Source organism: Mesorhizobium sp. P2_E6, from assembly GCF_056403835.1.
The window spans coordinates 162031-175181 of the sequence record NZ_JBFUEQ010000014.1; the positions used below are offsets into that span (position 1 = coordinate 162031).

Annotated in this window: 12 protein-coding genes and 1 pseudogene; 8 read left to right on the forward strand and 5 right to left on the reverse strand. The window is 60.5% G+C overall.

The window, feature by feature from the left end; all coding sequences use genetic code 11:
* Positions 1-25: 25 nt before the first annotated feature.
* Positions 26-2137 carry a transketolase gene (tkt, locus tag AC1D08_RS28935; protein ID WP_477424668.1) on the forward strand — a complete coding sequence of 704 codons (2112 nt, stop codon included), beginning with the start codon at positions 26-28 and terminating at the stop codon, positions 2135-2137.
* Between the two features lie 10 nt (positions 2138-2147).
* Positions 2148-3809 carry a phosphoglucomutase (alpha-D-glucose-1,6-bisphosphate-dependent) gene (gene pgm, locus AC1D08_RS28940; protein ID WP_477424670.1) on the forward strand — a complete coding sequence of 554 codons (1662 nt, stop codon included), beginning with the start codon at positions 2148-2150 and terminating at the stop codon, positions 3807-3809.
* A gap of 29 nt (positions 3810-3838) precedes the next feature.
* Here the strand turns inward: pgm and AC1D08_RS28945 are convergent, their stop codons facing one another.
* Positions 3839-4408 carry a DUF488 domain-containing protein gene (locus AC1D08_RS28945; protein ID WP_477424672.1) on the reverse strand — a complete coding sequence of 190 codons (570 nt, stop codon included), beginning with the start codon at positions 4406-4408 and terminating at the stop codon, positions 3839-3841.
* 197 nt (positions 4409-4605) lie between these two features.
* Here AC1D08_RS28945 and AC1D08_RS28950 point away from each other — a divergent pair, with 197 nt between their 5' ends.
* The 4 genes and pseudogenes from AC1D08_RS28950 to AC1D08_RS28965 all read left to right on the forward strand — a co-directional run.
* Entirely contained in the window at positions 4606-4821 is a 216-nt protein-coding gene (locus AC1D08_RS28950; protein WP_477424674.1) for a hypervirulence associated TUDOR domain-containing protein, read from the forward strand.
* Positions 4822-4867: 46 nt separating this feature from the next.
* Positions 4868-6595 carry a molybdopterin-dependent oxidoreductase gene (locus AC1D08_RS28955; RefSeq protein ID WP_477424686.1) on the forward strand — a complete coding sequence of 576 codons (1728 nt, stop codon included), beginning with the start codon at positions 4868-4870 and terminating at the stop codon, positions 6593-6595.
* 91 nt (positions 6596-6686) lie between these two features.
* Positions 6687-7127: a CBS domain-containing protein gene (locus tag AC1D08_RS28960; RefSeq protein ID WP_322414363.1), complete on the forward strand. Its 441-nt coding sequence runs from the start codon at positions 6687-6689 to the stop codon at positions 7125-7127.
* Positions 7091-7297: pseudogene (locus tag AC1D08_RS28965) on the forward strand (IS110 family transposase); the annotation flags it as partial. The gene AC1D08_RS28960 and the pseudogene AC1D08_RS28965, both read left to right, overlap by 37 nt.
* A 22-nt stretch (positions 7298-7319) precedes the next feature.
* Here the strand turns inward: AC1D08_RS28965 and AC1D08_RS28970 are convergent.
* Entirely contained in the window at positions 7320-7670 is a 351-nt protein-coding gene (locus tag AC1D08_RS28970; RefSeq protein WP_477424688.1) for a hypothetical protein, read from the reverse strand.
* A 494-nt stretch (positions 7671-8164) separates the two neighbouring features.
* Here AC1D08_RS28970 and AC1D08_RS28975 point away from each other — a divergent pair, with 494 nt between their 5' ends.
* Positions 8165-8410, forward strand: coding sequence for a DUF982 domain-containing protein (locus AC1D08_RS28975; RefSeq protein ID WP_322414364.1), 246 nt, complete (start codon positions 8165-8167; stop codon positions 8408-8410).
* 187 nt (positions 8411-8597) lie between these two features.
* On the opposite strand, the gene AC1D08_RS28980 is transcribed toward AC1D08_RS28975, so the two are convergent.
* On the reverse strand, positions 8598-10406 hold the full coding sequence (locus AC1D08_RS28980) for a chloride channel protein (protein WP_322414365.1): 1809 nt from the start codon (positions 10404-10406) through the stop codon (positions 8598-8600).
* A gap of 150 nt (positions 10407-10556) precedes the next feature.
* On the opposite strand from AC1D08_RS28980, the gene AC1D08_RS28985 reads away from it, so the two are divergent.
* Positions 10557-10985 (forward strand): MarR family winged helix-turn-helix transcriptional regulator, encoded by a 429-nt coding sequence (locus AC1D08_RS28985; RefSeq protein ID WP_245469079.1) that lies wholly within the window; start codon positions 10557-10559, stop codon positions 10983-10985.
* 118 nt (positions 10986-11103) lie between these two features.
* Here AC1D08_RS28985 and cydB read toward each other — a convergent pair whose 3' ends face one another.
* Positions 11104-12114 (reverse strand): cytochrome d ubiquinol oxidase subunit II, encoded by a 1011-nt coding sequence (cydB, locus tag AC1D08_RS28990; RefSeq protein WP_477424676.1) that lies wholly within the window; start codon positions 12112-12114, stop codon positions 11104-11106.
* Positions 12111-13151, reverse strand: a 1041-nt coding sequence (locus AC1D08_RS28995) for a cytochrome ubiquinol oxidase subunit I (protein WP_477424678.1), incomplete at its 5' end; no start/stop codon positions are given. The genes cydB and AC1D08_RS28995, both read right to left, overlap by 4 nt.

Consider the following 13151-nt stretch of genomic DNA (forward strand, 5'->3'; position numbering starts at 1 on the left):
GCCTACATCCGATCAAAGGAGCCCCATGAAACAGGTGCCACTCGACCAGCTCAGCATCAACACGCTGCGAATGCTTTCAATCGATGCGGTTCAGAAAGCAAAATCCGGCCACCCCGGAACGCCGCTGGACGCCGCGCCGATGGCCTATTGCCTGTGGCAGCGCTTCCTGCGCTACGACCCTGCCGATCCCGACTGGCCGAACCGCGACCGTTTCGTGCTGTCGGCCGGCCACGCCTGCGCCCTGCTCTACAGCCTGCTTCACCTGTGCGGTGTCAAGGCAAAAGGCGCGGGCTATCCATCGGGCGATCGACTTGCCGTGACGTTGGACGATCTCAAGAGTTTTCGCCAGGCAGGCAGCCATTGCACGGGACATCCCGAATATGGCTGGACGTCGGGCGTGGAAACCACCACGGGGCCACTCGGACAAGGTGCGGCGACAAGCGTCGGCATGGCAATTGCGCAACGGTGGCTGGCGGCCACCTACAATCGACCCGATTATGATCTGTTCTCGCACAACGTCTATGCGCTGTGCAGCGACGGCGACATGATGGAAGGGCTCAGCAACGAGGCGGCATCGCTGGCGGGACACCTCAGATTGTCGAACCTCTGTTGGATTTACGACGACAATCACATCACCATCGAGGGTCCGACCGGCCTTACATTCACCGAAGATGTGGCAACCCGCTTCGCCGCATACGGATGGCACGTCGAGCGGGTAAGCGATGCAAACGATCTGGTGTTGCTGGGCAAGGCTTATCAGACGTTCATCGATACGCATGACCGCCCCACGCTGATCATCGTTCAAAGCCATATCGGTTATGGCGCGCCGCATAAGCACGACACAAACAAAGCTCACGGAGAGCCACTGGGCGCCGAAGAAGTTCGGCTGACGAAGGAATTCTACGGCTGGGATCCGGACGCCGATTTCAAGGTTCCGGAAGGGGTCGTGGCGCATTTCCGCGCACATATAGGCAAACGCGGAAAAGCCGCTCATGCTGTATGGCGCAAGTTGTTTGCCGCTTACAGGGCTCAATATCCGGACCTGGCCGAACAAATCGATCAGATGCAGCGACGCGAAGTTCCCCCTGGATGGGACGCCGCGCTACCAAGTTTTGGAGCCGATACCAAGGGACTCGCGACGCGCGACGCGTCCGGCCAGGTGTTGAACGCCATTGCGGAACACATGCCATGGCTGCTAGGGGGCGCGGCGGACCTGGCGCCGTCAACCAAAACGAACCTCGAATTCGACTTCGCCGGCGACTTTCAGGCCCCTGAGGGTGAACAGGCCGCCAGCTACCGCGGGCGAAATTTCCACTTTGGCCTGCGCGAACATGCCATGTGCGCCATCGGCAACGGCGTGAGCCTGTCCAAGCTGCGGCCGTTCGTTTCCAGCTTCCTGATCTTCACCGACTATTGCCGCGCGGCGCTGAGGCTGAGTTCGATGATGGAACTCCCGCTCATCTCCATTTGGACCCATGATTCCATAAGTCTCGGCGAGGACGGGCCAACCCACCAGCCCATCGAGCAGCTTGCCTCGTTCCGCGCCATGCCCGGCATGGTCGTGCTGCGCCCGGCAGATGCGAATGAAGTCATAGAGGCATGGAAGGTCATCATGCATCTCAAGGACAGGCCTGCCTGCCTCGTGCTGACGCGACAGGCGGTGCCGACGCTCGATCGCTCGACCTATGCAAACGCAGGCGGCGTGGCGCAGGGCGCTTATGTGCTGGCCGATGCTCCCGACGGCAGACCCGACGTCCTGCTGCTGGCGACCGGCAGCGAAGTCGCGCTCTGCGTGACGGCCTATGAACAGCTGAAGGCCGAGGGCATCAAGGCACGTGTCGTCAGCATGCCGTCATGGGAATTGTTCGAAAGCCAACCAAAGGAGTATCGCGACACCGTCCTGCCGCCAACGATAACGGCCCGCGTGGCAGTGGAGGAAGCATCCGGTTTCGGATGGGAACGCTATACCGGCTTCGACGGCGCCATCCTCGCTCTGCATAGTTTCGGCCTGTCCGCTCCATCGAAAGTCGTCGCAGAACACTTCGGATTCGAACCGGCACACGTCGTTGCGGCTGCCAAGGCGCAAATTGCAGGCCGCCGGTCAACCAAACAAGTCGGGATTGCCCGAACCGAATGAGGCAACCAGCATGGCCATGAAAATCAGTCCATTGGCCGGAAAGCCGGCCCCGCCCGACCTGCTGGTCAATGTCGCCAAGCTCGTCACCGCCTATTACAGCCAGGCACCGGACCCTGCCAATCCCTTGCAGCGGGTGGCGTTCGGGACGTCCGGGCATCGCGGCACGGCGTTTGAGAACACGTTCAACGAGGCGCATGTGCTGGCAATCAGCCAAGCCATTTGCCTCTACCGCAAGCGACAGGGTATCGACGGTCCCATATTCGTCGGCATCGATACCCATGCGCTATCGGAGCCAGCCTTTGCGAGCGCCCTTGAGGTGCTGGCCGCGAACGGAGCGGAGGTGATGATGGCAGCCGGTGGCGAGTATACGCCCACCCCAGCCATCTCCCACGCAATCCTCAACTACAACAACGGCCGCAAGACCGGGCTCGCCGATGGCATCGTCATCACGCCCTCGCACAACCCACCCGACGACGGAGGCTTCAAGTACAACCCGCCCAACGGCGGGCCGGCGGATACCGATGTCACTGGCTGGATCGAAAAACAGGCCAATGATCTGCTTGGCAACGGCCTGAAAGGCGTGCGGCGGATGCCGTTCGAGAAAGCCCTCCGTGCGCCGACAACCCACGCACTCGACTTCCTGAACGCTTACGTGAACGATCTTGGCAATGTCGTCGACATGGATGCCATTCGCGGAGCGCGTATCCGCATGGGCGTCGACCCGCTCGGCGGCGCGGGAGTCCACTACTGGCCCGCCATTGCCGACCACTACAAGCTCGACTTGACCATCGTCAATCGGCAGGTCGATCCCACTTTCCATTTCATGACGGTCGATTGGGATGGCCAGATCCGCATGGACCCGTCTTCATCTTACGCCATGCAAGGCCTTATCAGCCTGAAGGGCCAATTCGACATCGCTTTCGCATGCGATACCGATCACGACCGGCACGGCATCGTCACGCGCAGTGCCGGGCTGCTGCCGGCCAATCATTACTTGTCGGCGGCGATTGATTACCTGTTCCAGCATCGCCCTGAATGGCACAAGGACGCCGCCGTTGGAAAAACGGTGGTGAGCAGCCAGATGATCGATCGCGTCAGCGCCAGGCTGAAGCGCAGGCTGTATGAAGTGCCGGTCGGTTTCAAATGGTTCGCCGAGGGCCTTCAGGACGGCTCGCTGGGTTTTTGCGGCGAGGAAAGCGCTGGAGCGACGTTCATGCGCCGCAACGGCGCCGTCTGGACGACCGACAAGGACGGCATTGTCCCGGCGCTGCTGTCGGCCGAGATCACGGCAAGGATGGGTCGCGATCCCGGCGAGGTTTATCGCGACCTGACGAAGGCGTTGGGCGAACCGGTCGCCGACCGGCTCCAGGCAACCGCAACCCCAGCACAAAAGGAGAAACTGTCGAAGCTTTCACCGCATGAGATCACGTCGAAGACCTTGGCTGGCGAACCGATCCGGTCGGTGCTTAGCCGGGCACCGGGCAACAATGCCGAAATCGGCGGCGTCAAGGTGTCCACGGAAAACGGCTGGTTTGCCGCGCGCCCTTCAGGCACCGAGGAGATCTACAAGATCTACGGGGAGAGTTTTCGCGGACAGGACCACTTGCGCGACATCCTGACCGAGGCGCAGACGATCGTCGACCACGCGCTCGGGGCAACCAAAGGAAACTGAATCGGCTTGCCGCTGGCGGTGATCGATACCTATTTCCCGAGGAGATGCTCCCCGGGATAAACAATCGTTCCATCCTCGCGCATGACAGCGCCGGGCGTCACGCTGGCCTCCTCGACATGACCGGCCCCAAGGATATGCATGACGCGTTCGCCTTCTGCGAGCAGGTAATCGGCAATGATGCGGCGGTGGCAGCGCCACCAGACGGCTTCCGCGCACATGATTGCGCAGCGATGCCGGCTGCCGAGCTCTCGCAGTTGCGCCAAGCCTTTGGCGAACGGCTCGGTCAGCGCATAGTCTGCGTAGTTGCGAAAACCACGTACGCGCCAATAGCTATTGGGAGAAGGTTCCGCCCCCAGCGCCCTGCCCCGCAAGCCGCCAAGCGCAGCGATATGCTCATAGCCGATCTGCCACGGCGCCAACGCTCCCGGAAGGCTTTCGCCGTTGAACTGCGGATTGGTGCGCGAACGCGGCATCGAACGCACATCGACGACGAAATCGACACGAGACTGCAGAAGCAGTTCGGCGAACTCGACGATCGTGCGCGTGGAATGGCCTATGGTGAAGAAGGTACTCGTTTCGATTCCAATCTGGGGGCGCATGGCGAACGGGCCATCTCGGTGCGGATCGTAGCTGGTTTATCCTACAGATCAAAAAGGCCTTCCAACGGGAAGCGATTCACTGGAACCGAATTCGAGCGCGACGGTTGAGTGAAGGATCATCGCCATTCGACCGCGCCATCCCGGTGCGAAACGGCGTCATGGTTCCGTGAGAATCCCTATTACCCTGGTCGAGCTTCATGGCGGATAGATTCAAAGTCGGCGATCACGTGAGCTGGAACTCGGAAGCCGGGCGCGTCAGCGGTACGATCGTCCGTGTCCACACACTCGATTTCCAGGTCCATGGCTACACACACCATGCGAGTGAGGAAGCGCCGCAATACGAAATCAAAAGCGGCAAGACCGAACACATCGCTTATCACAGGGGTTCGGCGCTCACCAAACTTCACGATTGACGCTCCCGCCAGGGCGCGATTGATGCCAGAAAGATCGCCGATACCCATGACTTCCCAGCCGCCCTCACCCGAACTGCTCCACGCAAAGCTCAGCGATGCAGATGATCGCATCCGACTCGATCACTGGATGCCCCCACAGCAAGGAATTTTTCCACGCATACGGATCGGGCGAAAGTGGATCAATACACTATGGGCGCTTCCCATCGGAGCGGCGGTGCTGCTATGTCTGATCGCGCTCGCGCAAAGCCTTCGCGAGCTTCCCGAGGTTAAGGCCTTCATCCAGAACCACCCCGGCATCGCTCAATCGACACCATTGGTGGACTCCGGTTTCCCTTGGTGGCTGCAGCTACAGCATTTCCTGAACATGTTCTTCATGTTGTTCATCATGCGGTCCGGCCTGCAAATCCTGGCCGACCATCCACGACTGTATTGGGGGCGAGACTGCACGCCGGGAACCGATTGGTTTCGTTTCCAGGTGCCGGTGCCGAAGGACCGCGTCTGGACGGCGAAGGATGATTCCGTCACGCTGCCGACATGGCTTGGCATTCCGGGGCTCCGGCACACGCTCGGCCTATCGCGCTGGTGGCATTTCTCGGTCAATCTCTTATGGCTGATCAACGGAGTAGCCTTCTACGTTCTACTCTTTTCAACCGATCAGTGGCGCAGGCTGGTGCCCATGACGTGGGACGTTTTCCCGGCCGCGCTCTCGACGGCGATCCAGTATGCCTCGCTGAACTTCCCGGTCGATGAGGGCTGGACCCGCTACAACGGCCTCCAGCAACTCAGCTACTTCGTCACCGTGTTCATCGCTGCGCCTGTCTCGATCGCCACAGGGCTGATGCAGAGCCCCGCGATTTCCAATGCGGCAGGATGGTTTGGCCGATTATTCAACCGGCAGGCCATGCGATCGGTTCATTTCATCTCGTTCGCCTGGTTCGTCGGCTTCATCGTGGCGCATGGCGCGATGGTCTTCGTCACCGGCATCCGGCAGAATACCAACCATATGTTCGCCGGCATCGACGACGCTTCATGGACGGGTTTCCCACTGTTCCTCGTCGCGATGGCCATCCTCCTCGCAGCATGGCTAGTCGTCTCACCCTTCACCATCAGCCACGCCCGATTGGTGCAGCGCACCGGCGCGTTCATGATCGGCTGGCTGATGGGGCTGGCCGAAGGCTGGGATCCGCGCTCGCAACTGACGAAGAAGGATATCTCGCCCTATTTTTGGCCGAACGGGACGATGCCGAATTCCAAGGAATTCGACGATCTCGTGGCCGAGAATTTCGCCAGCTACCGACTCCACGTCGGCGGCCTCGTCGAAGCACCCCAAGACTTCTCCCTGGCCGATTTAAGGGCAATGCCAAAGCAGGAACAGATCACTACGCATTTCTGCATCCAGGGTTGGTCCGGCGTTGCCGAATGGAGCGGCATGCCCATGCGCGATATTCTGGACCTGGTGAAGCCGACACCAGCGGCCCTCTACGCCGTGTTCTACTCGCTGGCCGATGGCGCCGATGGTGGTCGCTACTACGACGTCCACAAGATCGAAAACATGAGCCATGACCTGACGATCCTTGCCTATGAGATGAATGGCGCGCCACTCAGCGTTTTGCACGGCGCGCCCTTGCGGCTGCGTTGCGAAAACGAGCTTGGTTTCAAGATGGTCAAGTGGGTCGCGGCGATCGAGTTCGTGCGCGATTTCGCCGACCTCGGCGCGGGTCAGGGCGGTTACAATGAGGATCATGAGTTCTACGGCTATCGCATGCCGATTTGATCGCCGATAAGAACGGGGCGCTGTTACCCTACGGAAGATCCTGAGCGCCCACGGATTTTCACGCCAAAGCGATTTCACAGGAATAGGAACGATGTTGGTCGAGAAGATGTTGCCACGCGCGTTCGAGCGGCTCGCGGTAATCGAAGCAAAGGCTCAGATTAAAGAAGCGGCAAAAATGATGTCCAAGCCGCACACCGACCTCGTTGTGGTGTGTGAGCGAGGGAACATGGTCGGTGTCGTTACGAAGACCGACATTGTTGGCCAGATCAGTCAGTGTCTCGGATTCGGTTGTACGGCCAGGATAGATAGCATCATGACGCGCGATGTTACCTATTGCCGAGAGAATGAGGGGCTTCTTGACGTGTGGACGGTGATGAATGAACGGGGTCTTCAGCGTATTCCGGTCCTCAACGACGCACAAAAGCCAATCGGCATCATTTACACACGAGATGCACTGCAAGCATTATTAGGCGAATCTGAGAACGAAGATAAACTTCTCCGCGATTACATATCGGGGGTCGGTTACCGATAGGACCGGCCATCTGCCTGGAGACTCAACATGTGAGTGTCTCGATGTCGGCGCAGCACAACAAGACCGACAAGGCCGATGCGCTGGCATCGCCCACGTGATGCGCACTGGCTGGCCAGGCTTACATCCAGTCGGAAAGCTACTGCCGGGCGCGGCTTTTGCTGACGCACCGGCGCAATGACTTCCGCGGTCAAGTCAGCGTGTCGCGGGCGATAACTCAGACACCGAGCGCACGCTCCCGCTCGAGAAAACCACGAGTGCGAAAAGCAGCACAGCGGCTGCGACGATCAGCGAGCCGCCAGCGACGATCGGCTCAAGTGCCGTATTGCCTTGCAGCATCAGATAAAGCGCTGGCAGCATGATTACCAGCCCGACGTTATACACGCCGTAGTGGACCATCGCGATTCTCCGCGCCGCCTTTGCCGGGTTAAGCGCGTAGTAGCCGCCAAAGATTGCAGATGTGACCCAGCCGAGCAGATTGATGTGTGCATGTGCCGGAAAGGCACCATGGTCGCCCGAGATCGCCATTTGTAGGCCGGCGCCAATCCACTACAACCCAAGTTCCGGAGCGCAGCCGATGCCGGACGGTCGCCGTCCAGTGCCCGGCGGATGGAACGGCATCCTGCTGCTTGTCGAAGATCTGAAAGGGCAAGCGTAGTTCAGCAATATCCTTCAACCGGCAGCCAAGACGATGTTCGCAAAGAATTCAAGCCGATTCGACGATCCCGGGCCGTCGGTTGCTTAGCAGGCTAACGACGTGGGCTGGGCGTGATCGGTGTCACGTCCGCGTGGCGAATCGAACGAAACGCTTGACCTGGCGTTTATCCGAATGAAACAGCAACTGTCGTTGACACCATTGGCAACGGCCGAGATCGCCCTTTGGCAGGGGGCCCGGCAGGATCGGCATGATACGTTCGGTAGACAATGCAATTGTCGCGGCGACCCCGTTCATACCTACTCACGCAACGGTGATAGCTGTTCAACGAAACCGTTCGTCGACACGTGCGTATTGTTCAGTACGATCCATCTGAGGTTCCATCATGTACGAAGCGTGGTTTTCCAAGCCGGTGTCAGTCACCACCGGCATTGGCGGAGACATTCGCAATCTTTTGAATGCTCAACAAGCGGTGGATTTGCTTGGAGGCAACTGGCGCGATGCAGGAAGTCAAAAACATCGGTCCGCGTTGAGAGCTTGCCGACAGGCCATAAACGGCGGCATTTCCGCCGATGTTGCACGAGAAGTTTTCGTCGAAGCCGCCCGAGAGGCGCATATTTTGGTTGAATGAGATCACAGTTTGCGCGCCGGTTTCCTTGTCGGCCTCGAAGGTGCTTTCGTCGGCAGGAAGGTTCCCGGTCAGTTTGGCCATTCGAAAGTCCCTCAAGGATTACAATACCAGATCGCGATTGAGAGCCGCGTAATTGCTGGCGAGCTAGATCGACCGCGTTTGGAGAAAGCTCGCATCTACTAGGTGTTCAACCAACGCGGTCTTGTTCAGCGCCATCCTGTTTTCTACGGCGGGTGCCGAAGGCCAGCAATGCCGAACGATCACGCTCCTCGGCTTGCTTCCTCGACCGCACGCGCATCAGATCCTTCCAGCCGACATAGCCGACCAGTTGCTGGCTCTCGCGGGTGACGACTGGCAGATGCGAGACATTGGCCACCAACAGCTTGTCCGATAGACCTTCCAGATATTCGTCGGGATAGGCAAGCGTCACCTTGCTTCCGGCAAGCAGGTCGCCGAGCGTGGTCGTCCTGTGCTTGCCGGCGCGGCGCCAGCGCAGGATCGCCGGCGGATCGATAAGGCCGAGCACCCGCCTGTTCTCGTCGATGACCGGGAAGCTCGGATGCCGGGTTTCCGGCGCGGTCAGGAACGCCGCCGCGCCATGCAGCGTCATCGTCGCCGACACGCTCTCGACCTGCGCCGTCATCACCTCGCGCACCCTGGTCAGGGCGAAAGGGTCCACGCGGTATTCGCGCACGAGGTGGTGCCCTCGCCTGGCGATCTTCTCGGTCAGGATCGAACGCTTCATCAGAAGCACGGTGACGGCGTGCGCCGTCGCGCAGGCCGCGATTAGAGGCACCAGCACATGCGTGTTGCCGGTCAGTTCGACCGCGAAGAAAGTGGCCGTCAGCGGTGCACGCATCGTGCCGCCCATGGTGGCGGCCATGGCCAGCAATGCCCAGAAGCCCGGATCCGCCGCTGGCAGAACGCCGGCGAGCACTGCTCCCATCGCCCCACCCATGATCAGCAGCGGCGCCAGCACGCCTCCGGATGTCCCCGACCCTAGCGCAACCGACCATATGGTGGCTTTCACCACCAGGAGGATCAGCGCCGCGGTGGCGACAGTGCGGCCGTCAAGCATGTTGGCGATGTTGTCATAGCCGACGCCGAGCGCGTGCGGTTCGATCAACCCGCCTATGCCGACAACCAGACCGCCCAGCATCGGCCACCACATCCAGTGAATCGGTAGCTTCTGGAAGCCGTCCTCGCAGGCATAGACCATCTGAGTCAGCAGCCCCGACAACAGTCCTGCGCAGACGCCGATCGCGACCCAGCCGGCAAGGCCGACAAAGGTCACCTCCATGCCCCCCTGGAACGGAAAGATCGGTCCGGGCAGATGCAGCATGGTGCGCTCGACTTCGGCAATGATCGCCGCCACTGCCACGGGGATGAAGCTGCGCGGCGTCCATTCGAAAAGCAGCAGTTCGACCGCCAGCATGATGGCAGCGATCGGTGTTCCGAACACGGTCGTCATGCCCGCGGCCGCACCCGCCACCAGCAGCGTCTTGCGTTCATTATCGCTGACCGGCAGCATCTGTGCGATCAGCGAGCCGATCGCGCCGCCTGTCATGATGATCGGACCCTCGGCGCCGAACGGCCCACCGGAACCGATCGAGATCGCCGACGACAGCGGCTTCAGGATCGCCACCTTGGCATCGAGCCTGGAGCGCCCGAGCAGGATCGCCTCGATGGCCTCGGGAATGCCGTGGCCGCGAATCTTCTCGCTGCCGAAGCGCGCCATTAGGCCGATGATCAGCGCGCCGATCACAGGAACGATGACGGAGGCATAGCCCAGCGGAGTGTCTTCGAGCTTCAGGTCGGCGAGCGTGAACTGGCCAAAATAGGCAATGTTGGTGGCCAGACGGATCAGCTTCAAAAGCGCGATGCCCGCAAACAGCCCGGCTGTTGCCACCACTACGGCAATGGCGGCAACCAGCAGCACCCTGGCATCGGTCGTGAAATCTCGGAGATGGTCGGGGCTGGCGTGATCAGGTTTCATTGCTGCTCTCATTCTGCGGACGCATCGCATGTGCCGGATGACTGTGTCAGCGGACACGCCATGCTTGCTGGTTCGCTATGTATCGTAATACGATATAAATAGACAAGGCCGTTCTTGCTAAAAACGATCGGAAAGGAACAAGTGTCAAAAATGACGCATCCGCAAAAACCACGCCCCGCCATCAGCCAGGCCGACTACCAGCGGCTGTCGGAGTTTCGTTACCTGATCCGCCGCTTCCTCGAATTCAGCCAGGTCCAGGCACATGATGCCGGGCTGACCCCACGCCAGCATCAGGCGCTGCTTGCGATCAAGGGATATCCGGGTGGTGGACCGGTGACGGTCGGCGACCTCGCGGAGCGCCTGCGCATCCGGCACCACAGCGCCGTCGAATTGGTCAATCGCCTTGGCGAGGCAGGGCTGGTCGCACGGGATCAGGACAAGGACGACCACCGTCGTGTTCTGCTGCAGTTAACGGTGCGTGCCGACGACCACCTGGCCGACCTTTCGGTTGCGCATCTCGACGAGCTTTCGCGGATAGAGCCGATGCTGAGACGCTTGCTGCGTCGTGGCGACGAATGATCCGAACAGGCCGACTTCATTGGCATTGGCTGGTCCCAACACGCAGCTTCTTGCACGAGCCAGTTAGATACCATGTAAATATGAGAGCAACTGTGTCGGTCAGCGTCCGAAAACCTATTCAATGGTAGCCAACGTCGGCGCGAACTTTGCCGCGGAACACCCAATACGACCAGCCGGTGTACATCAGGATCACGGGCAACAACACAAGAGTGCCGACGAGCAGGAAAGCCTGGGTGCGTTCTGAAGAGGCCGATTCCCAAAGCGTGAAATGGTAGGGAACGATCATCGGGAAGAGGCTGATGGCGATCCCGACATAGGAAAGCACAAAGAGGCTGATGGCGCCGACGAAAGGCTTCGTCTCACTTGCACTGCCCAGTACCCGCCAGGTGAAGAAGGCGACGGCCGCTGTCGCTACAGGTACCGGTGCCAAATACAGAATGTTGGGCCAGGCGAACCAGCGCGCGGCGATGGCCTGGCTCATGAACGGGGTCCAGATGCTGACCACGCCAATACCGACGAGGACGCCGACAAGACACATGCGGCCGTGGCGGCGCGCCGCCGCCTGCACCTCCCCCTCGGTCTTGAGGATCAGCCAGCCGGCGCCCAGAAGGCCGTAGCCGAACAACAGGGCGAAGCCGGTCAAGAGCGAGAATGGCGTCAGAAAATCGAAGGAACCGCCGGAAAACTGTCTGCCAGTGACCTCAAAACCCTGGATGAAGGCGCCAAGCACGACCCCTTGAGCAAAGGTGGCGACAGCCGAGCCATAGCAGAAACCATGATCCCAGAAGGTCTTGTGCTCAGCGTCGCGGAACCGGAACTCGAACGCCACGCCGCGGAACACCAGCGCCAGCAGCATGACCAGGACCGGAAAATACACCGCCGGGATGATGATGGCGAAGGCAAGCGGAAACGCCGCCAGAAGCCCGAGGCCGCCTAGCACCAGCCAGGTTTCGTTGCCGTCCCAGATCGGCGCAATCGAGTTCATGATCGTGTTGCGGGAAGCTGTGTCGGGCGCGAAGCCGTAAAGCATGCCGACGCCAAGATCGAAGCCATCCAGCAGCACGTAGAAGAACACCGCCATACCGAGGATCAGCGTCCAGATTGGCACGAAATCGAGGACCTGGCTCATCGCACTTCTCCCTCTCGAAGTTCGACGGCTCCGGCGCGGACCGGCGCCCCGGGCCGTCCTCCCTCGATCTCCACATCTATCTCGGCAGCAATTGCCGGGCCTTTGCGCACAATACGCAGCATGAGAAAGAGGCCTGCAGGATAGATGATGAGATAGACCGCTGCGTAGCCGATCAGCGAGATCATCACATCAAAGCCCGTCAATGAAGGCGTCACTGAGTCCGCCGTGCGCAGAAGGCCGTAGACCGTCCAGGGCTGACGTCCGACCTCGGTGGTGATCCATCCGGCGATAACCGCCACGAAGCCGATGGGCGCCGCGATCTGAGTGATCGTGAGAAAAGCCCGCGAAGTGTCCAGTCGGCCGCGCCAGCGAAGCCATCCGCCAAAAAAGACGATACCCAGCATCAGGAGGCCGCAGCCGACCATGATGCGGAAGGCGAAGAAGGGGATCGCGACGGGCGGACGCTGATCGACCGGAAAGTCCTTGAGGCCCTTGACCTCGCCGTCGAGCTCGTGGGTGAGGATGAGGCTGCCGAGCCATGGAAGGTCGATGGCAAAGAGGTTGCGCTCGCCCTTGTCGTCCGGAATGGCGAAAAGCGTCAGCGGCACCTGCCGCGCGGTTTCCCAGCGCGCTTCGATCGCAGCGAGCTTGGCCGGCTGGTGGTCGAGCGTGTTCAGACCGTGCTGGTCGCCGATGAATATCTGTAGCGGGACCAGCACCGTAAGCAGCCACAGCGTCATCGACAGCATCGTTCGCCCTTCCTCGGCCGACCGCCCGCGACGCATCAGATAGGCGCCGACGCCCATGACGACGAAGCCGGTCGTGACGAAGAAGGCGACGACGGTGTGCGCCAACCGGTAGGGAAAGGAAGGATTGAAGACCACCTTGAACCAATCCGTCGGGAAGAAACGACCGTCGATGATCTCGTAGCCGGCCGGCGTCTGCATCCAGCTATTGGCCGACAGGATCCAGAAGGAAGAAAGCAAAGTTCCGAGTGCCACCATCAGTGCGGCGACGAAATGCGCCCAGCGTGGCAC